Source organism: Aureimonas pseudogalii (assembly GCF_014196835.1).
In the GTDB taxonomy this organism is placed as follows: Bacteria; Pseudomonadota; Alphaproteobacteria; order Rhizobiales; family Rhizobiaceae; genus Aureimonas; species Aureimonas pseudogalii.
In genome coordinates, this window is sequence record NZ_JACIEK010000004.1 from 104,877 (window position 1) to 128,121 (window position 23,245).

The 23,245-nt window shown below is 67.2% G+C and carries 24 protein-coding genes; 13 read left to right on the top strand and 11 right to left on the bottom strand.

Going from position 1 to position 23,245, the window contains the following annotated elements:
* Positions 1-154: 154 nt before the first annotated feature.
* From GGR04_RS10195 to GGR04_RS10230, 8 genes are all read left to right on the top strand, one after another.
* On the top strand, positions 155-634 hold the full coding sequence (locus GGR04_RS10195) for a TspO/MBR family protein (protein ID WP_183199767.1): 480 nt from the start codon (positions 155-157) through the stop codon (positions 632-634).
* Positions 635-759: 125 nt separating this feature from the next.
* Positions 760-1,521: an SDR family NAD(P)-dependent oxidoreductase gene (locus GGR04_RS10200; protein ID WP_183199768.1), complete on the top strand. Its 762-nt coding sequence runs from the start codon at positions 760-762 to the stop codon at positions 1,519-1,521.
* A gap of 131 nt (positions 1,522-1,652) precedes the next feature.
* The gene (gene purU, locus GGR04_RS10205; protein ID WP_183199769.1) at positions 1,653-2,516 is read left to right on the top strand and encodes a formyltetrahydrofolate deformylase; all 864 of its coding nucleotides are present in this window, start codon (positions 1,653-1,655) and stop codon (positions 2,514-2,516) included.
* A gap of 214 nt (positions 2,517-2,730) precedes the next feature.
* Positions 2,731-3,759 (top strand): LacI family DNA-binding transcriptional regulator, encoded by a 1,029-nt coding sequence (locus tag GGR04_RS10210; protein ID WP_183199770.1) that lies wholly within the window; start codon positions 2,731-2,733, stop codon positions 3,757-3,759.
* A 91-nt stretch (positions 3,760-3,850) separates the two neighbouring features.
* The gene (gene minC, locus GGR04_RS10215) at positions 3,851-4,606 is read left to right on the top strand and encodes a septum site-determining protein MinC (RefSeq protein WP_183199771.1); all 756 of its coding nucleotides are present in this window, start codon (positions 3,851-3,853) and stop codon (positions 4,604-4,606) included.
* A gap of 61 nt (positions 4,607-4,667) precedes the next feature.
* Positions 4,668-5,483, top strand: coding sequence for a septum site-determining protein MinD (gene minD, locus GGR04_RS10220; protein ID WP_183199772.1), 816 nt, complete (start codon positions 4,668-4,670; stop codon positions 5,481-5,483).
* Positions 5,480-5,755, top strand: a complete 276-nt coding sequence (gene minE, locus GGR04_RS10225) for a cell division topological specificity factor MinE (RefSeq protein ID WP_183199773.1) — start codon at positions 5,480-5,482, stop codon at positions 5,753-5,755. The genes minD and minE overlap by 4 nt, the downstream gene beginning before the upstream one ends.
* A gap of 68 nt (positions 5,756-5,823) precedes the next feature.
* The gene (locus tag GGR04_RS10230; protein ID WP_183199774.1) at positions 5,824-5,988 is read left to right on the top strand and encodes a hypothetical protein; all 165 of its coding nucleotides are present in this window, start codon (positions 5,824-5,826) and stop codon (positions 5,986-5,988) included.
* Positions 5,989-6,082: 94 nt separating this feature from the next.
* Here GGR04_RS10230 and GGR04_RS10235 read toward each other — a convergent pair whose 3' ends face one another.
* Both GGR04_RS10235 and osmF read right to left on the bottom strand, forming a co-directional pair.
* Positions 6,083-7,453: an aspartate aminotransferase family protein gene (locus GGR04_RS10235; RefSeq protein WP_183199775.1), complete on the bottom strand. Its 1,371-nt coding sequence runs from the start codon at positions 7,451-7,453 to the stop codon at positions 6,083-6,085.
* Positions 7,454-7,625: 172 nt separating this feature from the next.
* A complete protein-coding gene (gene osmF, locus GGR04_RS10240; protein ID WP_183199776.1) occupies positions 7,626-8,531 on the bottom strand; it encodes a glycine betaine ABC transporter substrate-binding protein OsmF in 906 nt (301 codons plus the stop codon).
* Positions 8,532-8,624: 93 nt separating this feature from the next.
* Between osmF and GGR04_RS10250 the strand changes: the two genes are divergently transcribed.
* A complete protein-coding gene (locus GGR04_RS10250; RefSeq protein ID WP_210291742.1) occupies positions 8,625-10,916 on the top strand; it encodes an HWE histidine kinase domain-containing protein in 2,292 nt (763 codons plus the stop codon).
* 69 nt (positions 10,917-10,985) lie between these two features.
* A complete protein-coding gene (locus tag GGR04_RS10255) occupies positions 10,986-11,330 on the top strand; it encodes a RidA family protein (protein WP_183199779.1) in 345 nt (114 codons plus the stop codon).
* 83 nt (positions 11,331-11,413) lie between these two features.
* Here GGR04_RS10255 and GGR04_RS10260 read toward each other — a convergent pair whose 3' ends face one another.
* Positions 11,414-12,262 carry a sugar phosphate isomerase/epimerase family protein gene (locus GGR04_RS10260; protein ID WP_183199914.1) on the bottom strand — a complete coding sequence of 283 codons (849 nt, stop codon included), beginning with the start codon at positions 12,260-12,262 and terminating at the stop codon, positions 11,414-11,416.
* A gap of 192 nt (positions 12,263-12,454) precedes the next feature.
* Between GGR04_RS10260 and iolG the strand changes: the two genes are divergently transcribed.
* Entirely contained in the window at positions 12,455-13,435 is a 981-nt protein-coding gene (gene iolG / locus GGR04_RS10265) for an inositol 2-dehydrogenase (RefSeq protein WP_183199780.1), read from the top strand.
* Here iolG and GGR04_RS10270 read toward each other — a convergent pair.
* Positions 13,432-14,973 carry an undecaprenyl-phosphate glucose phosphotransferase gene (locus GGR04_RS10270; protein WP_183199781.1) on the bottom strand — a complete coding sequence of 514 codons (1,542 nt, stop codon included), beginning with the start codon at positions 14,971-14,973 and terminating at the stop codon, positions 13,432-13,434. The two genes, iolG and GGR04_RS10270, sit on opposite strands and share 4 nt — an antisense overlap.
* Positions 14,974-15,114: 141 nt before the next feature.
* Positions 15,115-15,663 (bottom strand): polysaccharide biosynthesis/export family protein, encoded by a 549-nt coding sequence (locus GGR04_RS10275; RefSeq protein WP_376769853.1) that lies wholly within the window; start codon positions 15,661-15,663, stop codon positions 15,115-15,117.
* Between the two features lie 201 nt (positions 15,664-15,864).
* Here GGR04_RS10275 and GGR04_RS10280 point away from each other — a divergent pair, with 201 nt between their 5' ends.
* Entirely contained in the window at positions 15,865-17,844 is a 1,980-nt protein-coding gene (locus tag GGR04_RS10280) for a GumC domain-containing protein (RefSeq protein WP_183199783.1), read from the top strand.
* 4 nt (positions 17,845-17,848) lie between these two features.
* Here the strand turns inward: GGR04_RS10280 and GGR04_RS10285 are convergent, their stop codons facing one another.
* The gene (locus GGR04_RS10285) at positions 17,849-18,061 is read right to left on the bottom strand and encodes a DUF2842 domain-containing protein (protein WP_183199784.1); all 213 of its coding nucleotides are present in this window, start codon (positions 18,059-18,061) and stop codon (positions 17,849-17,851) included.
* Positions 18,062-18,315: 254 nt separating this feature from the next.
* Between GGR04_RS10285 and GGR04_RS10290 the strand changes: the two genes are divergently transcribed.
* On the top strand, positions 18,316-19,407 hold the full coding sequence (locus GGR04_RS10290; RefSeq protein WP_183199785.1) for a COX15/CtaA family protein: 1,092 nt from the start codon (positions 18,316-18,318) through the stop codon (positions 19,405-19,407).
* A 48-nt stretch (positions 19,408-19,455) separates the two neighbouring features.
* On the opposite strand, the gene argC is transcribed toward GGR04_RS10290, so the two are convergent.
* From argC to GGR04_RS10315, 5 genes are all read right to left on the bottom strand, one after another.
* Positions 19,456-20,379 carry an N-acetyl-gamma-glutamyl-phosphate reductase gene (gene argC, locus GGR04_RS10295; protein WP_183199786.1) on the bottom strand — a complete coding sequence of 308 codons (924 nt, stop codon included), beginning with the start codon at positions 20,377-20,379 and terminating at the stop codon, positions 19,456-19,458.
* Between the two features lie 73 nt (positions 20,380-20,452).
* The gene (gene speB, locus GGR04_RS10300) at positions 20,453-21,433 is read right to left on the bottom strand and encodes an agmatinase (RefSeq protein ID WP_183199787.1); all 981 of its coding nucleotides are present in this window, start codon (positions 21,431-21,433) and stop codon (positions 20,453-20,455) included.
* A gap of 138 nt (positions 21,434-21,571) precedes the next feature.
* Positions 21,572-22,048 (bottom strand): 30S ribosomal protein S9, encoded by a 477-nt coding sequence (gene rpsI / locus GGR04_RS10305; RefSeq protein ID WP_183199788.1) that lies wholly within the window; start codon positions 22,046-22,048, stop codon positions 21,572-21,574.
* A complete protein-coding gene (rplM, locus tag GGR04_RS10310) occupies positions 22,048-22,512 on the bottom strand; it encodes a 50S ribosomal protein L13 (protein ID WP_183199789.1) in 465 nt (154 codons plus the stop codon). The genes rpsI and rplM overlap by 1 nt, the downstream gene beginning before the upstream one ends.
* Before the next feature lie 206 nt (positions 22,513-22,718).
* The gene (locus GGR04_RS10315) at positions 22,719-23,168 is read right to left on the bottom strand and encodes a PaaI family thioesterase (RefSeq protein WP_183199790.1); all 450 of its coding nucleotides are present in this window, start codon (positions 23,166-23,168) and stop codon (positions 22,719-22,721) included.
* Positions 23,169-23,245: the final 77 nt, after the last annotated feature.

The window sequence follows — 23,245 nt, forward strand, 5'->3', positions numbered from 1 at the left end:
TGAACGCGTTTTCACGAAACGCGGTCACGGGGTGCGGCGGCGCGTCCGAGGTCCGGCTCTGGCGGGGCTGCGGGAGCGGGGCTAGATTGGCGGCGGCGGCCTCGGCATCAACTGTCCGCCCGCCCATCCGATTTCCCCCGCGAGTGGTTTGCCCATGACCGTCCCGTCGCTCCTCGCCCTCGGCGGCTTCCTGCTTCTCTCCGCGCTGGTCGCCACCAGCGGCATCCTGTTCAAGCCGGGCGCGTGGTATCGGGGCCTCAGAAAGCCGGCCTGGACGCCGCCGAACCTCGCCTTTCCGATCGTCTGGGGCATCCTCTACGTGCTCATCGCGGTGAGCGGCTGGCGGGTCTGGCGCGAGGTCGGGCTGGCGACCATTCCGTTCGGGCTCTTCGCCGTGCAGATGGTGCTGAACTTCCTGTGGTCCTGGCTGTTCTTCGGTCGGCGCCGGCCGGATCTCGCCTTTCTCGACGTCGTGGTGCTGGCGCTCACCGTGGCGGCCACCCTCCTCGCCTTCTGGCCGATCGACCGGACCGCGGGCCTCCTGCTCGTGCCCTACCTCGCGTGGCTCGGCCTCGCGGCCGCGCTCAATCTCTCGGTCTGGCGACGCAACCGGGATCGCGGCGTCTTCGCCTGATCCTCGCCAGCCAGCTCTCGGCGCGAATTGTCGGAGGAATGAACGCATCGGCTTGACCCTGTCCGGCCGGCGCGCCAATGCGAGGCCTCGCGCGGGCTGCCCGCGACCAGACCCAGGAGACCTCCATGACCTTCGCCACCTATCCCAGCCTTCGCGACAAGCCCGTGTTCGTCACCGGCGGCGCCTCCGGCATCGGCGCCGACTGCGTTCGCGCCTTTGCGGCGCAGGGCTCGAAGGTCGGCTTCGTCGACATCGACGAGGGGCGAGGCGTGGCGCTTGCCGAAGAGCTGAAGGGCAGCGAGGGGCAGGTGGCCTTCGAGCCCTGCGACCTGCGCGACATCGACGCGCTGAAGGCCGCGTTCCAGCGCCTGGAATCGCAGGTCGGTGCTGCCGAGGTGCTGGTCAACAACGCCGCGCGCGACGACCGGCACGGCTGGCAGGACGTGACGCCCGACTATTACGACGAGCGCATCGCCACGAACCTGCGGCACATGTTCTTCGCCACGCAGGCCGTGGCGCCCGGCATGATCGCGGCCGGCGGCGGCTCGATCATCAATTTCGGCTCCAATTCCTGGTGGCAGGCCTCCGGCAACATGCCCGTCTACACCAGCGCCAAGGCCGCGGTGCATGGCATGACGCGCTCCTTCGCGAGGGATCTCGGACCCCACCGCATCCGCGTCAACACCGTGGTGCCCGGCTGGGTGATGACGGATCGCCAGAAGGAGCTTTGGGTGACCGAGGAATCGCTGAAGGCCAACCTCGAGCGCCAGTGCATCCCGGTCCCTCTGGAGCCGGTGTATCTGGCGCGCATGGTGCTGTTCCTCGCCTCCGACGATGCTGCCATGTGCACGGCGAACAACTACATGGTCGAGGCCGGCTCCATCTGATCCGCGCACTTGAAAGGGAGGGGCGGAGCGCTTGTCGCGTTCCACCCCGCGCGGCGTCGGCTGCGTCGCTATCGAAGGCGTCGCGTATGGGTTATTCGCTCGATCAGAATTGAGCGACGGAGAATCCCATCGTGCCCGCCGAAGACTTCATCCTCTCCCTGTCCTGCCCCAACCGTCCCGGCATCGTGGCGGCCGTCTCGCGTCACCTCTTCGACAACGGCGCCGACATTCGCGAGGCGCACCAGTTCGACGATCCCGAGACCGGCACGTTCTTCATGCGCGTGCGCTTCTCGATCGTCGAGCCGGTGGTGACGATCGGCAGCCTGTCCGCGGGGTTCGGCGTCATCGCCGAACGCTTCGCGATGGACTGGCGCATCGTCGACACCGCGGCGCGCCAGAAGGTGCTCATCCTCGTCTCGCGATTCGACCATTGCCTCGCCGACCTTCTCTACCGCTGGCGGATCGGCGAGCTGCGTATGGACATCGTCGGCATCGTCGCCAACTACCCGCGCGAAACCTACGCCCATCACGATTTCGACGGGGTGCCGTTCCACCATCTGCCGGTGACGCGCGACACCAAGCGGGAGCAGGAATCACGCATCCTCGAGATCGTCGAGGAGACGGGGTGCGAGCTCGTGGTGCTCGCTCGCTACATGCAGATCCTGTCGGACGAGATGTCGGCGGCGCTGTCGGGGCGCTGCATCAACATCCACCATTCCTTCCTGCCGGGCTTCAAGGGCGCCAAGCCCTATCATCAGGCGCACAAGCGCGGCGTCAAGCTGATCGGCGCCACCGCGCACTACGTGACGGCCGATCTCGACGAGGGGCCGATCATCGAGCAGGACGTCGAGCGCATCTCGCATCAGGATTCGCCGGACGATCTCGTGCGCAAGGGCCGCGACATCGAGCGGCGCGTCCTGTCGCGCGCCATCGCCTGGCATCTCGACAACCGCGTCCTTCTTAACGCCGACAAGACGGTCACCTTCCGGGACTGAGGAGACGGCCGCACGGGCGCGACAGATTGTCTGAGTATTCAGCCAAGCGTCATCCGATCGTTGAAACCTGTAAAGATCGCGCAGGAAATAGTCGCAATCCTGCCACACGCGGCGCTCGGCGAGAGCCGACGCTGCAAGCGATGGTAGACTTCGGCTGCCCGCAGGGTGAGACTGTCGAACGAGTGTTCAACGGGTCGGTGGCCGAAGGGGAGACATGGAGCGGCTGCGCCACCGGACGATGGAGCAATTCGCCAAGGCGAGTGGCATTTCGCGTCCCACCCTGTCGAAATACTTCGAGGATCCCGGGAGCGTGCGGCCGAGCATGCGGGAGCGGATCGAGGCGGCCCTGCTCCAATCGGACTATCAGCCGAACATCTACGCGCGAAATCTCAACCGCAAGCGCACGAAGAACATCGGCATCGTCGTGCCGCACACGACGGATCCGTTCTATTCCGAACTCGTCAACCGCCTCGACCAGCACTGCCGTGCCGCGAACTACTGGCCCATCATCGTGTCGGCGCACGGCACCAGCAACGGCGAGGTGGAGGCCTACGACCTGATGTTCGCGGTGAAGGCCGCGGGCGTCATCGTCACGCCGCTGGAAAACCGAGCGAGCGAGAAGCTCGGCGCGTTGATCGAGACCGACGTGCCGCTGGTCTATTGCGATCTCGCCCCCGACGATCGGGCTCCGGCCGTCCGCAACGACAACGTCCAGAGCATCGAGACGATGGTCTCCTATCTCTGCCGAACGGGATCCGCTCCCGCCTATCTCGACGGGCCGGTCGTCTCCTCGAACACGATCGAGCGACGGGAAACCTACGCCCGAGCCATGGAGGCGCTGGGCCATGAGCCCGTCTTCCTCGGGCGCTCGCGTGCAGGCTCGACCACGCACGAAGCCTTCGCCTACGACACGATGCTCGATATCTTGGATTCCGGCCCGCTGCCGGCGACGACGATCCTGTTCAGCAGCGACCGCGCCGCCCTCGGCGCGCTGGCGGCAAGCTTCGCGCGGCGCGTCAGTGTCGGCAAGCGCAAGTCGGCGACCCTTCGGATCGCCGGGCACGACGACATTCCCATCAGCCGCTACGCGACGCCGCCGCTGACCACGATGGCGCAGGACATCGACGGCATCGCCGCCTCCAGCGTCTCGCTGCTTCTCGACCTCATCGCCGGCAACGCGTCGCCGAACGCCACAGGCGGCATCGACCTGCCGGCCAAGCTGATGATCCGCCAGTCGGCTTGATCCCGGCGGCCTTCTCTTCCCTCCGTCGATGAATTAACCCTCGGTTAAGCCTGAGGGCGTTAGATCGCCGTGAAACGAAGCGTTAACGAAGATGACCGAAGCCTTACCCAGCTGCAAAGCGGTCCGCCTGCGCGGACGATCCTTCCTGGCCCTGGTGCTGTCGCCCGAACTGCCGTTCGGCGAGTGGCTGAGTCAGCTCGATGACCTCGCCAAGCGCTCCACCGGCTTCTTTCTCGGCCGTCCGATCGTGCTCGACGTGGCCGGGCTGCCGATCACCCGCGAGCAGCTGGCCGATCTCCTGGCCGAACTCGGCAAGCGCAACGTCCGCGTGATGGGCATCGAGGGGGCGCTACCCTCGATCATGTCGCCCGGCATGCCGCCCGAGATGCGCGGCGGTCGCAACGCCGCCGATATCGAGGCGCCCGATGCGCAGCCGGCGAGCGAAGCCGCAGCCGGGCAGCCGAACGCCCAGCCTGCAGCGCCGGTGCCGACGCGGTTCACGCCGCCGCCGGCGACGCCCTCGCTCCTCATCGACCAGCCGGTGCGCTCCGGCCAGTCGATCATCTTTCCCGAGGGCGACGTCACCGTCCTCGGGTCTGTGGCCTCCGGCGCCGAAGTCATCGCCGGCGGATCGATCCACGTCTACGGCGCTCTGCGGGGGCGAGCGCTGGCCGGCTCGGCGGGAAATGCGAACGCGCGCATCTTCTGCCGCAAGCTGGAAGCCGAGCTGATCGCGATCGACGGCCTCTACAAGACGGCCGAGGATCTCGATCCCAAGATGCTGGGCCAGCCGGTCCATGTCTGGCTCGACGACACCGTACTGAAGACCGTGGTCCTCGCTGGTTGATCTCGTCATGACGACGAGGATGCGGGCACCGACGGGTTGAAACGAGAGAGGAAGGCCGGACATGGCTGAGGTGATGGTCGTAACATCGGGCAAGGGAGGCGTCGGCAAGACGACGTCGACGGCAGCGCTCGGAGCCGCCCTGGCCCAGAACGGCCAGAAGGTCGTGGTCATCGACTTCGACGTCGGCCTGCGCAACCTCGATCTCGTGATGGGCGCCGAGCGCCGCGTCGTCTACGACCTGATCAACGTCGTGCAGGGCGATGCGAACCTCAACCAGGCGCTCATCCGCGACAAGCGCGTGGACACGCTTTGCCTGCTGCCGGCCTCGCAGACCCGCGACAAGGACAACCTCACCGAGGCCGGCGTCGACCGGGTGATGGACCAGCTTCGCGGTATGTTCGACTGGATCATCTGCGACAGCCCGGCGGGCATCGAGCGCGGCGCGACGCTGGCGATGCGCCATGCCAACGTGGCCGTCGTCGTCACCAACCCGGAAGTTTCATCGGTTCGCGACAGCGACCGAATCATCGGCCTGCTCGACTCCAAGACGCTGCGGGCCGAGGCCGGCGGGCGCATCGACAAGCACCTCCTGCTCACCCGCTACGACGTGGCGCGGGCCGAGCGCGGCGACATGCTGAAGGTCGAGGACGTGCTCGAGATCCTGTCGATCCCGCTGCTCGGCATCGTTCCCGAGAGCCCCGAGGTTCTCAAGGCCTCGAACCTCGGCACGCCTGTGACGCTGTGCGACGCCCAGAGCGCGCCGGCCCGCGCCTATATGGATGCCGCGCGTCGCCTTCTCGGCCAGACCATCCCGATGACCGTTCCCGTCGACAAGAAGGGTCTCCTCGGAAAGTTCTTCGGTCGGAGGGCGGCATGAGCCTCTTCAACTTCTTCAACAAGCGAGTCGTCGGCAACACCGCGCCGGCCGCCCGCGAGCGCCTGCAGGTGCTGCTGGCGCACGAACGCGCGGAGATCGGCCAGTCCGATCTCGTCGCCGTGCTCCGCGAGGAGATCCTCGCGGTCATCGCCCGTCACGTTCCCATCAACCGCGACAAGGTCAAGGTGAAGATGGGACGCGGCGAGCAGATCTCGACGCTCGAGGTGGATATCGAGCTGCCGCAGCCGGCCGGGCTGGCGACGGCCCACTGACGAGTGCATCGGCCGTCCCGCCGCGACATGGCGTCGGGCCGGCCGACATCCTGGACAGGAGACAAGCCATGAGCCGAGCCGAACTTCTCGTGCGCCTTCAGCGCGTGCAGGGCCTGCCCCAGATGCAGGGGCGCAACATCCGCAGCATCGCCTCCATCCTCTCGACCGAGGCATTGGCCAAGCATGTCGAAGTCTGCGAAGCGCAGGCGGAGAAGGCTGCGCCGAAGCAGTAGCGCCGGCGCAGCCGGCAAGACTAGGCGCCATCGCCGACATCATCAGCCGAGGCCGGCCCACACGGGTCGGCCTTCGTCGTTTCTGGATGACACGTCAGGCCGCCAGATGTGCCGCCGTGTCTGTGAGCGCGCGCTCGAACCGTGCCACCATCTCGACCACCTCGTCCGGGCGGATGATCATCGGGGGACAGAAGGCGATCTGGTCGCCGATCGCGCGCACGATGACGCCGTGCTCGTGCCCGAAGCCGAACAGCGGCGCGCCTGCCTTGCCGACGGGATCGAACCGGGCCTTCGTCGCCTTGTCGGCCACGAGTTCCACCGCCGCGATGAGGCCGACGCCGCGGACCTCGCCCACCAGCGGATGGCTCCGGAACCGGGCGAGCTCGCGCTGCAACACCTCGCCGGACGCCTTCGCGTTGGCGACGAGACCGTTCTCCTCGATGATCGCGAGGTTCTCGAGCCCGACCGCGCAGGCGACGGGATGGGCCGAGGCTGTGAACCCGTGCCCAAAGGTGCCGATCTTCGCCGTGTTGTCGGCGATGCCCTGATAGATCTCGTCGGAAAACAGGATCGCCGCGAGCGGCTGATAGGAGGAGGTGATCTGCTTCGACACCACCATGACGTCGGGATCGATGCCGTAATAATCGGACGCGAACATCGTACCGAGGCGGCCGAAGCCGTTGATGACCTCGTCGGCGACGATGAGGATGTCGTGGCGGCGACAGATCTCCTGCACCCGGACCCAGTAGCCTTCCGGTGGCGGCATGACCCCGCCCGCGCCCATCAGCGGCTCGCCGATGAAAGCGGCGATCGTGTCGGCTCCGGCCTCGGCGATCACGTCTTCCAGTTCCTGCGCCAGCCGGTCCACGAAGTCCGCCTCGCTTTCGCCCTCGCGGCCCTGGCGCCAGTAGTGCGGACAGGTGAGATGTTTCACCGGGATGGCGGGCAGATCGAAGTCGCGATGGTTGGTCGGCAGGCCCGTGAGCGAACCGGAGGCGATCGTGATCCCGTGATAGGCGCCGAGCCGCGACAGGAACGTCTTCTTCTGCGGCTTGCCGCGGGCGTTGTTCAGATACCAGATCATCTTGACCACGGTATCGTTGGCCTCGGAACCGGAATTGGTGAAGAAGACCCGCTGCAGGCGCTCGTGGCTGATCTCGACGAGCTTCTCCGCCAGAAGGATGGCGGGCTCGTTCGATTTGGACGAGAAAGAATGGTAGAAGGGCAGCTTCAGCATCTGCCGATGCGCGGCATCCGCCAGCCGCTTTTCGCCGAACCCGACTCCGACGCTCCAGAGGCCCGCCATGGCCTCGATATATTGGCGACCGTCCGAGTCGGTGACGTAGATCCCGTCGCCGCTCTCGATGACGATCGGTCCCGTCTCTTCGTGCCGACGGGCGTTCGTGACGGGATGCAGCAGGTAGCGCACGTCGCGCGCCTGGATGGAATTCGGGAGAGCGGACATCGGGAGACCTTTCCGTTCGGCTAGCTGCACGCGCCCGCCGAGGCGAGTCGCAGTGCCCTCAGAAGGCTAACAGACTTCCCGGTGTCCGGTGAGCGATACGCCTGCAACGATTGCGGGTCGGGCGCCTCAACCCGCACCCGACCCGTCGTTCTGGATAGCGAAACGCTCTCGCTCAGCGCACGAAGCCGTTGGTCTTGAGGAAGTCCTCGGCGACGGTCTTGGCAGGTTCACCGCCGACCTGCACGCGCCCGTTGAGATCCTGCAGCGTGGCAAGGTCCAACTTTTCGAAGATCGGCTTGAGGATCTCGGCGATCTTCGGGTTCGCCGCGAGCACGGCTTCTCGTACGATCGGGGCCGGCTGATAGACGGGCTGCACGCCCTTGTCGTCGTCCATGACCACGAGACCCGAGGGGGCAATGCCGCCGTCCGTGCCGTAGACCATGGCGGCATTCACGCCGTTGGTCTGCTGGGCCGCCGCCGCGATGGTCGCGGCCGTGTCGCCGCCCGAAAGCGTCAGCAACTGGTCGGGCTTCAGGGTGAAGCCGTAGGTCGTCTGGAACTGGGGCAGGGCGGACGCGGAGTTCACGAATTCCGACGAGGCCGCCAGCTTGACGGCGCCACCACCCGCTACCCATTGTCCGAACTCGGACAGGTTCGTGAGCTTGGCGCCGTCTGCGACGTCCTTGCGAACGGCGATGCCCCAAGTGTTGTTGGCCGGCGAGGGCGTCAGCCAGACGATCTTGTTGGCGGCCACGTCGAGGGTCTTGGCCGTCTCGTAGGCCTTCGTCGCCTCCTTCCAGGCAGGATCCTCGGCCTTCTCGAAGAAGAACGCGGCGTTGCCCGTATATTCGGGATAGATGTCGATCTCGCCGGCCGTGATCGCCTTGCGCACCACCGGCGTTCCGCCGAGCTGGATGCGGTCGGTCACCTCGATGCCCTCGTTCTGCAAGGCGAGGAGGATGACGTTTCCGAGGACGCCGCCTTCGGTGTCGATCTTGGAGGAGACGACCACCGGCGCCGCCTGGGCGAGCGATCCAAGAACCACGGACACCGTGGCCGCCAGAAGAGTTGTGCGCACGCGGAAAACTCCAACGATAGATTCGCCGGGACGGCGACGGGTTGTCAGAGCAATGTGGACAGGTCCGCATGGAAGGCAACGTCCCGCCGGGCGATGTTCAGTTCCATCCGGCGTCGTCCTTTTCATAAAATCTTTACCATCGCGGAACCGACCGCGCTCGGCAGTGCTTTCGAGCTTGGAGTCGAGAAAGAAAGGGGGACTCATGAGCGCGTCAGAGATCGTCAGGGCCTACGAGGCCGGCTTGATCACCGAACAGGAAGCAGCGGAGCAGGGTATGGTGGAACGCCTGTCCGATCTCTATGCAGACCTTTCGCCTTACACCCGTCGGCACGCGTCGTCCGCACATCGCATGCCCGCGCGCGCCCATCGTTAACGGTCTTCCCGGCTGCCGGTGCTAACGGTGGCTTATCGCCCCGCTTCCGGCTAGAAATGCGGCAAGGCATGACGAACGGTCGTGTCGGTTCGTTCCATGGGCTCACGTCGATGGGCCTGGACCGGGTTCCAGCGTGCGGTCCATCTTTGTCGAATCTCAATTCCGTCGATGCGATATCGGTCCAGTCCCGTATACAGGCATTAAGACGTGCCGGGCTTTTGAACCAATCCGGTCGCGAGCAATTCCAGCGGCTGGTCGAACTGGTGCGCTCGACGCTCGGTGTGCCCGTGGCGGTGATCAGCCTCATCGAGGAAGACCATCAGTTCTTCGCGGGACACGAGGGACTGCCGGAGCCTTGGTCGACCTTCGGCCGCACGCCGCTCTCTCATTCGTTCTGCCAGCATGTGGTCGCCCGCACGACACCGGTCACCGTGATCGATGCTCGCACCGACATGTTCTTCTGCGGCAACCCTGCGATCGAGGAGATCGGCGTCGTCGCCTATGCCGGTGTTCCGCTTGCGCTCGACGGCGGCGAGGTGATCGGCGCTCTGGCCGCAATCGACACCGCGCCGAAGCTGTGGACCGAAACGGACATGGCACAGTTGCAGCGCATCGCCGAGATCGTGATGCACGAGTTCGCGGTGCGGAAGTCCGAGATCAAGTGGCGAACCGCTTTCGAGGAGATGCAGGAGGCGTTCGGCATCGGCTCCGCAATGCGCGACGGCGAACACCGACTGCTTGACGTTGTGTTCGAGGACGTCAATCCCGCCTTCGCCACGCTGTCGAGGGATCGTCCGGCTTCTGCCGGTCAAGGCGAGATGACCCATCTGTTCGGCGACGCCGGCCCGGCGATCCTCGCGAGGCTTGACGACGTGTTGCGCGAAGGAACCGCAAAGACCTTCGACGTCGAGCTTCCGCATCACCCCGGCGAATGGTTCGAACTGCGCGTCCGTCGTCTGGAAGGCGACCGCGTCGCTCTGCTCCTCATGCGGGTGACCGAGCGTCACCGAGCGGCGATCGACCTCGCCCATGCCGAAGAGCGTCGGAGGTTGGCGATCGAAACCGGCGATGTCGGGCTTTGGGAAATCGATCTCGAAGCCAAGCGCCTACGCGGCGACCAGCGGGCGCTCTCGGTGCTGGGCCTGCCCGATGACGAGGAGGTTCCCCTCGACCGGGCCTTCGCCTCTCTTCACGACGACGACCGCGCCGCCTTCGGACGCGACCTCGCCGAGATCGCCCGCAGCAGCGAAGATCGGTTGGAACTGCAATATCGCGTCGCCGCCGACGGCCGCGAGCGCTGGCTTCTGGCGAAGGGCCGGATCCTGCGCGATGCGATGGGAACGCCGGTGAGCGTCGTGGGCGCGGTTCGCGACGTGACGGATCGGATCGAGGCGGACCTCAGTCGTCAGATGGTGGCCTCGGAACTCTCGCACCGCCTGAAGAACAATCTCGCCGTGGTTCAGTCGATCGTCACGCAGACGCTTCGCACCTCGCCCGATCTCGAAACCGCGCGCAAATCCCTGTCGGGCCGCATCCAGGCGCTGTCGAAGGCCCACGACATCCTCCTGACCGGAACCGTCGAGACGGCGTCGATCCGTCAGATCGTCGAGAGCGCTCTGCTGCTGCACGACGAACGGCTGGTGCGCTGCCGGATCGTCGGCGAGGATTTCCACATCGACGACAAGACGACGCTGAGTCTGGCGCTGATTCTCAACGAGTTGGCGACGAATGCCGGCAAGTACGGGGCGTTCCGGGCCGAGGACGGCCTGGTGCATCTCGAATGGGAGCGTATCGGCGCGGGCGATGCGCAGGAACTGCGGATGGAATGGCGCGAGGAGGGCGGACCGCCGGTCGTCCCGCCGAGCCGCACCGGTTTCGGCTCGCGCCTGATCCGAATGGGACTGTCCAGCGCCGTCGGCAGCCTCGCCACGCTCGACTACGAACCGACGGGCCTGCGCTGCGTTCTGGTGACGCCGCTGTCTCGCGAGGCGGCGATCGGCGAGGACGGCTGAACGGGGTCGACGCCGCGCTCCCCACTCCTTATGAGGGCCGGATCGAGCCAGCGCCAACAGGAGCCTGTCATGAGCATTCGCCGAATCGAACCGGGCCGCCGCATGAGCGCCGCCGTGGTGCATGGAAACACCGTCTATCTCGCCGGCCAGGTCGGCGAGCCTGGCCAGGACGTCGCGGCCCAGACGAAGACGGTGCTGTCGGAGATCGATCGTCTGCTGGCCGAGGCCGGAACGGACAAGTCGAAGATCCTGCAGGCCACCATCTGGCTGGCGGACATGGCCGATTTCGGCGCCATGAACGCGGTGTGGGACGCCTGGGTCGATCCCGCGAACCCGCCTGCGCGCGCCACCGGCGAGTCGAAGCTGGCGACGCCCGACTATCGCGTCGAGATCATCGTGATCGCCGCCCTCTGAGGGCGATCGGGTTTTCGGCCGGCGCTTCATGCGCCGGCCGCATCGCCTTCGAGCGGTCACTCCGCGACCGCCCGGCCTGTCGATCAGATCAAGCCGTATTGCCTGGCCTTGTTGCGCAGGAACGGCAGGCCCTGGCCGAGCACCTCCTCGCGCGCCGGCGCTACCGGGCGCCAGACCGAGAGCGCCGAGGCGATCTGCGGCGGCACGGTGATGAAGCTTTCCATCGCCATGCCGCCCTTGAAGCCGATCGCGGCGAGCGCGCCGAACACCTCGTCCCAGGCCACCGTGTCGGCGCCGGGCGTGCCCCGGTCGCTGGCGGAGAGGTGGATGTATTTGAGGTGCTCGCGCGCGGTGAGGATGCCGTTCGCGATGCCCTTCTCCTCGATGTTCATGTGATACGTGTCGAGATGGACGAAGACGTTGGGCGCGCCGACGCGCTCGACCATGTCCACCGCCTGGCGCGCCGTGTTGAGAATGTGGTTCTCGTAGCGGTTCACCGCTTCCAGCCCGTAGTCCATGCCGAGGGATTGGGCGTAGGCCGCGGCCTTCTGCACCACGCGCGCGGTGGACGAGATCTCCGCCTCGGTCGGCGCCACGCCGGTGCGCTGGCCGATCGCGCCGTAGATCACGCCGCTCATCGCCTTGGCGCCGATCGCATGCGAGGTGTCGAGCGCCATCTTCAGGAAGTCGAGCGCCCCGTCCGGGTTGTCGGTCGGCAGCTTGTCGAGCGGCAGGCCGAGCGAGCAGACGCAGTCGATCTCGTGCTTTTCGAGGAGGGCGCGGGTGTGCGCGGCATCGACGCCGGCTGGGTCGAGCATGGTGATCTCGAGGAAGTCGATGTCGTGCTTCACCGCCTCGGGGATCGCGAACTCGGCCGCCTCGCGGTTCCACTCCATCGCCCACATAGCCGTGTGCACGCCGAACCCGCTCACATTCGTCATCGATCGTCCTCCCGTTCATTTCGCTGACTGCGAATTGACGAAACCATAGCGTGCGGGTCTCGTCCCGCCACACGGTTTCGACGCCTTTCAGTTTGAAACAAATCGGCGACTTCGCGGTTTGCTGGATTGAATGTTCCATTGAGCGGCGCTACGGAAAGCCGAAACGAGGCGAGGGGGATTGCGATGATCAGGTTTGGTTTGCTCGGCGCGGGACGCATCGGCCAGATTCACGGGCGCAACATCGCGGCTTCGCCCGCGGCCAAGCTCGTCCTCATCGCCGATCCGATCGCCGACGCGGCGGGGCGTCTGGCCTCCGCCACGCATGCGCGCATCGGCGAGATCGACGAGATCGTCGGCTCGGACGAGATCGACGCCGTGGTGATCTGCACGCCCACCGACACCCATGCCGAACTGATCGAGCGGGCGGCCGCCGCAGGCAAGGCGATCTTCTGCGAGAAGCCGGTCGATCTGTCGTCGGACCGGATCCGCGCGACGCTCGCGAGGATCGGCGACGCACCCCTGATGATCGGTTTCAACCGCCGCTTCGACCCGAACTTCGCCTCGCTCAAACATCGCATCGAGGGCGGCGACGTCGGCGACGTGGAACTCGTCACCATCCTGTCGCGCGATCCCGCGCCGCCGCCGGTCTCCTACATCGAACGGTCCGGCGGCCTGTTCCGCGACATGATGATCCATGATTTCGACATGGCGCGCTTCCTCGTCGGTGAGGATTTCGTCGAGGTTCAGGCCGTGGGATCGGCGCTCGTCGATCCCGCCATCGGTGCGGCCGGCGACGTCGACACGGCGGCAGTGCTCATGAAGACCGCGAGCGGCAAGATCTGCCAGATCTCCTGCTCGCGCCGCGCCACCTACGGCTACGACCAGCGCATCGAGGTGCATGGCTCTAAGGGTCTGCTGAAGGCCGAGAACGTGCCACAGACGACAGTGGTGCTGGCCGACGCCCGCGGCGTCTCGGCCGACCCCGTGCAGAACTTCTTCCTCGAGCGCTACGCCCGCGCCTACGAGCACGAGCTGAACTACTTCATCGACCGCCTATCGAAGGGCGAGCCGATGCGCCCGAGCGGGACCGACGGCCTGCAGGCCGGCATTCTCGCCGACGCAGCCACCACGAGCGCCACCGAGGGACGGCTCGTCCGGGTTTAATAGGCGCCCTCGCTCTTCAGCAGGCTGCGGGGCGTCCTGATCAAAATCAGGATGTCGAGCAGCAGCGACCAGTTCTCGATATAGTAGAGGTCGTGCTCGAAGCGCTTCTGCAGTTTCATGTCGTGGTCGATCTCGCCGCGCCATCCCTTGATCTGCGCCCAGCCGGTAATGCCCGGCTTCACCTTGTGCCGCCCGAAATAGCCTTCCACGATGTCGGTGAAGGTCTCGTCGGCGCTCGAGCGTGCGTGGACGGCATGGGGGCGGGGGCCGACGAGAGAGAGCTCGCCGGTCATGACGTTGAAGAGCTGCGGCAACTCGTCGATCGAGGTGCGGCGAATGAACCTGCCGATCCGCGTCACGCGTGGATCGTCCTTCGTCACCAGCTTTCGCGCGGTGGGGTCGGCCATCTCGTGGCGCAGCGATCGGAACTTCCAGACGTTGATGATCTGGTTGTTGTAGCCGTGGCGCTTCTGGCGGAAGAAGACGGGGCCGGGCGAGTCCAGCTTGATGGCGAGGGCGGTCGCCAGCATCATCGGCGAGAGCAGGATCAGCGCCAGACTCCCGACCGCGAGGTCGAGCATGCGCTTGGCCACGAGATCCCAGTCGGCCAGCGGACGGTGGAGCACGTCGAGGAGCGGCACCTCGCCTTCGTAGGACACCGTGCGCGGACGAAAGCGCATGTCGGCGGACAGCGCGGAGACGCGGATGTCGAGCGGCAGTACCCAGAGATCCTTGAGAATCGTCAGGATGCGCTTCTCGGCGGAGAGCGGCAGCGTCACGATCAGCATCTCGATGCGGGCGAGACGCGCGAACTCCGTGAGTTCGGCGATGCTGCCGAGCTTGGGGTAGCCGGCGACGATCGGGGGGGAGCGGCGATCGTCGCGGTCGTCGAAGATGCCGCAGATGCGGATGTCGCTGTCGCGCTGGCTTTCGAGGCGCCGGATGAAGGTTTCGGCCGCCGTACCGCCGCCGACCAGCACCGCGCGGCGCTCCATCGTGCCGTTGCGCGCCCACAGGCGGATGCGCGAGCCGAGCACCATTCGGGCCGACCCCAGCACCGGCGCAGCAATCGCGAACCAGAGCGCCAAGCGCAACGCAAAGGCGGCGTTCGGACCGAGGATCCACAGGCTCGCCAGCCCGGTCGCGAGTGCTGCGAATGCCACGCAGGCGACGAGGCGCCCGAGCTGGCGAGCGCGCGAGTGCAGCATCGCGATATCGTAGCCGTGGACGAGTTGGAGGCCGGCGATCGTCGTGGCGGACAGAAGGAGCACGCCGGCGAGGGCCGCACCGGTTCCGGCTTCGACCAGAAGTGGCCGATACAGGACCGCCGACGCGATCGTCGCGAGAGCCGCGAACTCCCAGAGGCGGCACAGTCCGGCGAGGAGATGCGGCGAAAGGGCGCTCGCCCGCAGCTGCTCGGCGGCGCGGCGCGCATGCGCGTTGAGTTCGACGGGCTCGCTTCGACGCACCTCGTCGGTCACGAAGGTGCGGATCGTTTCCCGACCAAGGGCAGGGAGGTCCTGATGCAGCGTCGCCATGTCCCCATCCTGTCGGCGCCATCCCCACGGCCGCCCGGAGCGGGGCCGTCGAAGGGCTTCGACGTCGAGACATACGACGGAAGAGCTAAGGACTGTTGAGGACGATCGACATCATTTGAAGGACGGCGTTCACTTGGGCTTCTAGAAGAGGCGCTCGTGGATGGTGACGGTGTCGCCCGGCAGTACGGGATCGGAGATCAGCACGCGGCCGGTGATGACCTGCCCGTTCACCTGCCGGGTGATGTCCACGGTGCGGTGATCGGCCCGCGAGGTGAAGCCACCGGCAATGGCGACGGCGTTCTGCGCGGTCATGCCGGGCACGTAGGAATATTGGCCGCCGGTGGTGACCTCGCCCATCACGAAGAACGGCCGGTACTGCTCGACCTGCACCGACACATCGGGATCGCGCAGGTAGCCATCGCGCAGCGAGGCGGCGATGGCCGTCTGGATCGCTTCGGTGGTCTTGCCGCGCGCCGGCACCGAGCCGATGAGCGGCAGCGCGAGATAGCCGGCTTTGTCCACCGAATAGGTGTTGGTGAGGCTTTCCTGCTCGAACACCGTGACGCGGACTCGGTCGCCGGCGTCCAGGCGGTAGGGCTGGTTGAGCGCGGCGTGGAAGGCGGGCGAGGGCGGCGGCGCGCTGACGCAGGCCGACAGACACGCGGTGCAAAGGCCTGCAATGATGAGCATGCTCGCACGCATGGGTGTTCTCCCCGAACGACTGGGCTTCCCCTGGGGAGCACCAAGCCCGAATGATCAAGCTTATCGCGAGTTAGGGTTAACCGCTGGTAAATGGTCTGCCGTCTTGTGGCCGCACGCGTGGCATCTATCCTGCAGCGAGGAGGCGGGCTCGCCGCGACTCCGCTCGTGGCCTTGAGGAGTCGATCGCGAATGAGGGGACCGGCCCACGGCTCTGCAGCGCCGAGCGCAACGAGTGGGCGTGGAAGCACGAGCCGCGCGCTTTGGCTCGTCCCTCCCGTCTGCCTCGCCGGTCTCGCCTTCGTCGCCGTCTCGTGGCTCCCCTCGACCTACCGGGCCTCGCTGCTGCTGACCGGGCCGACCGACTTCGCGCGATCTGCCTGCGTCGACGGCCTAGCTGCGTCCAGGGGCCGCGACGCCGGTCTCGGCTTCCGCCGGCTCGTCGGTTGGTTCGAAGGCGGCCATTCCCTGGCGATGCTGGGAATGCGCGAGACGGGCGTTCGCACGGTCGGAGACCGGTCTGTCGAGTTGTGGGTGCAGGACGGCGAAGCGGCAGTTTCTCAGCGGTTGGTGGGCGAACTTGCCGGCTCGATCGTGCAATGCGTCGCGACGTCGTCGCCCTCCACCATGGTCAGATCCGAGGCGGCGGAGCCGGTGGCGCAGAGCCCAGCCCCGATCGCATCGGATCGGGCTGGGGGAGCCGCGACGCTTCTGCGTACGCAACTCGAGGAGGCGAAAGCGCAGCGCGATGCCGCGCGTTCGCGGCTGGCCGCGCTCGAACCGGCCGAGGCGGCGGCCGATGCCGAGGGCGACGACCCGGCGGCCGTCGCGGCTGAGGCCCGCGCTCTCGAAAATCGGGCGCGCTCGCTGCAACGTGCCATCGCCGACCTGGAGGCGGGCCGGCCCCCGCGCGAAGGCGAGACCGACATCGCCGCCGGCGACGGATGGGGTCGTTACGCAGCCGCGTTGTCGCGGCGCGACGATCTGCAGGCCGGCATTCGGACGATGGCGGAAACGCTTCTCGACGGTCATCCGCGCATGACGATCGCACGTCTGCGCCTCGCGGAGCTTCAGGCCGACGTCCAGACCGCATCCCGCGACCTCCTGCGCGATCTCGGCACCGAACTGAACCGGCAACGCGCGGCGGTGGGCGCCGTGCGGAAGCGGGAAGCGGCGCTGGCTGCGGATCGCGAACGAGCGGCGACGCAAGATGCCGAGCGCGCGGCGATGCAGCGCGACGAGGACGTCGCCGCGGCTCTCGTGTCGCGTCTCGAGGCCGCCGTCATCGATGCCGAGCGGCAGGCTTCGAGCGATGTCGCCTCCAAGGATGCGCCTGCCGATCGAGCCGCCGCCCCGGGGCCGTCCGCGCAACTCGAAACGATGCCCACGCCTGTTCTGCCACAAGCGGGCGCCGTGTCCCTCGAAACGCTGCGGCCGCCGATCTGGCCGGCGGTGATCGGCGCGGGGTCGGTGGGGTTGGCGCTTTCGCTCTTCGGGCTGGCGACCGTCGGCCGGCGGCGCGAGGGCGGCGGGCTGGCGTCCCGCCTCGCCGAACGTCGCGCACGCGGTGCCGGCGAAACGGCTGCACCGAACGACGGCGACGCCGGCGGCGATGCGCTGGAGGTCGCCACGATCGACGAGGTGATCGAGGCCCTGATGACCAGCGGGATCTCGCGGGCGTTGCTCGTGCAGGGCGCTCCGGCTTCGCGCCCTCTTGGCGTCGACATCATCCGGCGGCTGGCGTTGCGCGGTCAGTCGGCCGCGATCGTCGATCTGTCGGACGATCAGGCGACCGCGCGCGCCATGGGCGCGGGCTCGGATGCGCCGGGCATGAGCGATCTCATCGAGGGCGACGCGACTTTCGCGACGATCGCCCGACGCGACTTCGCGACCCGGGCCGACATCATTCCCGGCGGCCGCCGCGCAGCGTCCGTGCGCCTCGACACCCTGGCGGAACGACGCAACGTGCTCGACTTCATCGAGCGGAGCTACGAGACCCTGCTCGTCGACTGCGGCGCGATGGAGCCGACCGGCGTCCGCGATCTCGTCGACAACGACGCGGCGCTGCTCCTCGCCGTGCAGGGCGCAACGCGCGCGGCAATCCGGGCGACCGTCGAGGCATTGCGCGAGGCCGGTCTCGACGAGGTGATTCTCGTCGGCGACGCCGGCTGATCGTTCAGCGGCGGTCGGGCTCGCGCTCCATCCAGCGGATCACGAACATAGCCGGCACGATCCAGAACAGCCCCGTCACGAGGAAGTACAGGAGATGCACGTAGCCCGGCGCGTCGCCGAGATAGAGCGAGGCGTAGGCGGTGGCGAACACGGCATAGACGACGACCAGCGCCAGAAGGATGACGACGCCGAGGAGCTTCTTCAGTCGGACGGGCATAGGGTCGTTTCCGCAGGTCGCTCGTGGGCTTGTCGCCTTGGTATGGTCGCTCGGGTCGGCGAGATCAACCTGCGACCCGATCGCCCGTCCGCAGATCGGCCTTGCCAATCGCCGGCGTCGCATCCAAACCACGGTCGAACCAGCCTGCCGGCGCCGCGCCGGCCCGCCGAAATCCGCGCCGTCCGTTCCGAAGGCGGTGCCACAGCAGGAGGATGGACGGGGATCTTCGTCGAGGGTCTTCGTCTCGCGCCGCCATGAGTTCGATGTCTCTCTCCCGCCCGTCCGAGGTCTCGCGGCTTCCCGCCAGGATCGCCCGCGACCGGACCGCCATCCGCTTGTGGCTCTACGCGATCGCCGCGCTCATCCTGGCGCTGGTTGTGGTCGGCGGCGCGACCCGCCTGACCGAATCGGGCCTGTCGATCACCGAGTGGAAGCCGATCCACGGCATCGTCCCGCCGCTCTCGGAGGCGGAATGGCTGGAGGAGTTCCAGCTCTACCAGCGCATTCCCCAATATCAGGAGCTCAATCAGGGCATGAGCCTCTCGGGGTTCAAGACCATCTTCTGGTGGGAATGGGCGCATCGCTTCCTCGCCCGCAGCGTCGGCTTCGCCTTCGCTCTGCCGCTCGCCTTCTTTTGGGCGACCGGCCGGGTCGAAGGCTGGCTGAAGCCGCGGCTTCTGGCGCTTCTGGCGCTCGGCGGGCTGCAGGGCGGCATCGGCTGGTGGATGGTCGCGTCGGGCCTCGTGGAGCGCACGGACGTCAGCCAGTACCGGCTGGCAGTGCATCTGACGATGGCCTGCATCATCTTCGCCGCGATCCTTTGGATCGCGCGCGGCCTCGTGACGCGGCCGAGCGAACCGCCGCCAACCGGCCATTCGCGCCATGTCGGCCTGCTGATCGTGGCGCTGGCGCTCGTCCAGATCTATCTCGGCGGCCTCGTCGCCGGCCTCAACGCGGGGCTTGCCTTCAACACCTGGCCGCTGATGGACGGCCGCCTCGTGCCCGGCAATCTCTTTGCGATGACACCGGTTTGGCGCAATTTCTTCGAGAGCGTGATGACCGTGCAGTTCGTGCACCGCTGCGGTGCCTACCTGCTGTTCGCCGTGGTGGTGATCCATGCGGTGGCGGCGCTGCGCATCGCCGGCCGGTCGCGCCATGCGCAGGGCGCCGTGTGGCTGGCGCTGGCCGTGACGATGCAGGCGGCGCTCGGCATCACCACGCTGCTGCTGCAGGTGCCGATCGGCTGGGCGTTGATGCACCAAGCCGGCGCGCTCGTCGTGCTGGCGGGATCGGTGATCCATGCGCGGGGGTTGACGGGCCGCTACCCCGCGCCCGTTCATGCATAACGGACGCGCCGCCGGCGGGCGCCGCGCCCGTCGGTGGCCGAGCGCGATCTAGCCGCGCAGCATCAGGTCCATGTTCTGGACCGCCGCGCCGGATGCGCCCTTGCCGAGATTGTCGAGCAGGGCGACGAGATTGGCGCGGCGTCCATCCTTCGAGCCGAACACGAAGAGCTTCATCGTGTCCTGCCCGGCGAGTTCCGTCGGATCGATGCGCTTCAGCGCCTGCGCCTCGGCGCCGGGAACAACGGTCACGATGTCCTGGCCCGCATAATGGTCGGCCAACGCCGTTTCGAGCTGCTCCGGCGTCACGCCGTCGCGAAGGTGCAGTGGCACCTGCACGATCATCCCCTGCGCGAACCGGCCGACCGAAGGCGCGAAGATCGGCTCGCGGTCGAGAAGGCCGAAGGTCCGCATTTCCGGCAGGTGTTTGTGGGCGAGGTCGAGCCCGTAGAGGAAATGCGGCGCGACGATATGGTCCTCTCGTGTGGCGTCCTCCATCTGCGCGATCATCTGCTTGCCGCCGCCGGAGTAGCCCGACACCGCGTTGACCGTGACCGGATGATCCGCCGCGACGAGCCCCCCCTGACGAAGCGGCCGCAGGAGGGCGATCGCCCCGGTCGGATAGCATCCGGGGTTCGCCACGAGGCGCGCGCCGGCGATCCTGGCGCGCTGCGCGCCGTCCATCTCGGCGAAGCCGTAGGCCCAGGCGGGATCGACGCGATGCGCCGTCGAGGTGTCGATGATGCGGGTCGAGGCGTTGCCGGCGAGAAAGGCCACCGCCTCGCGCGAGGCGTCGTCGGGCAGGCAGAGAATGGCGATGTCGGCTTCGTTCAGCCGGTCCTCGCGCATCGCGGCATTGCGACGTTCGGCCTCGGGGATCGACAGAAGCTCGACGTCGGTGCGCTCCGCCATGCGCGCGCGGATCTGCAGCCCGGTCGTGCCGTGTTCGCCGTCGATGAAGATCCGCGGTTTCATGATCGTCCGTTCCTGTCCGGGACGGAAGATTCGCTCGTCCGCCCGTCTCCTTTGCCGCAAGGCCGCGTCGCATTCAACCGCCGCGCTGGGCGGCCCTGGCCTTCTTGTCGGCGAGGATGCCGAGGACGTAGAGCGCCACGGTGGCCCCCGCGATGGCCGTGATGTCGGCGTGATCGTAGGGCGGCGACACCTCGACCACGTCGGCGCCGACGATCTGCAGGTTCTTCAGATGGTGGAGCACGGCCAGCATCTTGGCGCTGGAGGGGCCGCCGGAAACCGGCGTGCCCGTGCCCGGCGCGAAGGCGACGTCGAGGCAGTCGATGTCGAAGGAGAGGTAGCAGTGCGTGCCGCCCGTGCGCTCGTAGATCCGCTCGGCGATCTCGACCGAGGTGAGATCTTCGACCTCGTTGCCATGCAGGATCTCGATCCCGCCGGTCTCGGGCGCGTGGGTGCGGATGCCGATCTGGATGGAGGTTGCAGGGTCGATCAACCCTTCGTGCAAGGCGGCGGTGACGAAGGAGCCGTGATCGGCCCGCGGGGTGCCGTCGGCGGCCTCGGCCAGCGGCCACGTGTCCTGATGGGCGTCGAAATGCACGAGGCTGAGCTTGCCGTGGCGCGCGGCATGCGCCTGGAGCAGCGGGAAGGTGATCGAATGGTCGCCGCCGAGCGTCAGCAGAAAGCCCGTGCGCTCGAGAAGCGCGGCGGCCTCGGCCCGCATGCGCTCGTGCGCCGTCTCCGGCAGCCGATAGTCGAGGAGGCAATCGCCGTAGTCCACCACCGAAAGCGCTTCGAAGAGGTCGGCGTGGAAGGGATATTGCGGATCGTTGTCGAAGATCATCGAGGCGCGCCGCAGCGCCTGCGGCCCGAAGCGCGTGCCCGGCCGGTTGGAGACGGAGGCGTCGAACGGAATGCCCCAGACCGTGACGTCGGCGCCGGCCGGGTCCTTGGCGAAGCGCCGCCGCATGAAGGAGGGCACGCCCGCATAGGTCGGGTCGGACGCGGCGCCGAGCGTCTGCGTCGCCGTGAAGGCGTGGTCGATCGACTGGCCGGCCATGGTGTCTCCTGGTCTGGCGCACCCGCCTCGGGATCGGGCGGCGAGGACGCCGTGCGACGTATGGCACGGCGATGTGACGAACGAAAAAGGCCGCGGCATGTGCCGCGGCCTTCCCATCGAACCGATGTTTCGAAGCGCTTAGCGCTTCGAGAACTGGAACGAGCGGCGGGCCTTGGCCTTGCCGTACTTCTTGCGCTCCACGGTGCGCGAGTCGCGCGTCAGGAAGCCGCCCTTCTTGAGCACGCCGCGAAGGCCCGGCTCGTAGTAGGTGAGGGCGCGCGAGATGCCGTGACGAACCGCACCGGCCTGGCCGGAGAGACCGCCGCCGGCGACCGTCACGTGGATGTCGAACTGGTCGGCGCGCGACGCCGCGAGGATCGGCTGACGCAGCACCATCTGCAGCACGGGACGCGCGAAATACTCAGCGAAGTCCTTGTTGTTGACGGTGATCTTGCCGGTGCCGGGCTTCATCCAGACGCGGGCGACCGCGTCCTTGCGCTTGCCCGTGGCGTAGGCGCGGCCGAGCGAGTCGAGCTTCTGGACGTGGACGGGCGCTGCAACGGTCTCGGACGCGGCGACCGAGCCGAGGCTCTGCAGGGAGTTCATGTCGGCCATTATGCAGCCCTCGCATTCTTGGAGTTCAGCGCCTTGACGTCGAACGTCTCGGGGGACTGCGCCTCGTGCGGATGCGCCGCGCCGGCGTAGACGCGCAGGTTCTTCAGCTGGCGACGACCGAGCGGGCCCTCGGGCAGCATACGCTCCACGGCCTTCTCGACCACGCGCTCGGGGAAGCGGCCCTCAAGGATCTCGCGCGCCTTGCGCTGCTTGATGCCGCCGGCATAGCCGGTGTGCCAGTAGTAGGTCTTGTCCTGGAACTTCTTGCCCGTGAACACGACCTTGTCGGCGTTCACGATGATGACGTTGTCGCCATCGTCGACATGCGGGGTGAAGGTCGGCTTATGCTTGCCGCGAAGGCGAAGCGCGACGAGGGAGGCGAGGCGACCGACAACGAGCCCTTCGGCGTCGATGACGATCCATTTCTTCACCACCGTCTCGGTCTTCTGCGAGAAGGTCTTCATACGGGTATCCTTGGGGTCTGTCGTGCGTCGACCGCGGACGAAAACCCCGGCCATACGAAAAAGGCGGCAGTTGCCGCGCTTGATGACGGTTCCATAACGGTATGTGCCCATCGGCGCAAGGGCCGACGGTCGGTATGTTGGATGACGCTTCGAGGCAATGACCAGCAAAAACAGTTGCTTGACGATTGTGGTACCTACATACCCGCTTATTCTGTCGTCTCGGGTGGGATCGCGTAGGTCCCGACGGCATGGGCGGAGGGGAGATCGTCCCCCGCGCCGCGGATCGAAACCTCCACCACCGCGAGGCGGCGACCGAGCTTGAGAAGGCTCGCCTCCGCCCGCAGCAGGCCCGGCGGCGGCTTCTGAAGGAAGTTGATCGACATGTTGGTGGTGACGACATGCAGCAGCGGCCCGAGATGGGCGAGGATGCAGAGATAGGCCGCGACGTCGGCGAGGGCGAAGAGGCTCGGGCCCGAAACGGTGCCGCCGGGGCGCAGGTGTCGCTCCTCGGCCGCCAGCGACAGGGTCAGGCGACCGGCCTCCAGGGTGTCGAGCCGGAAGCCCAGGCCCGCCGCGCCCGCCTGCGGAAACTCGCGGTCGAGAAACTCGGCCACCTCGTCGATGCTCATGGCCAGGTTCATCGATCTTTCTCCCATCTGACCGGTCGCGACACGGCATGCCCGTCCGCCGAGTTCTGCTAGAGGGACGCGACGCAACCGACAACGCCGGAGAC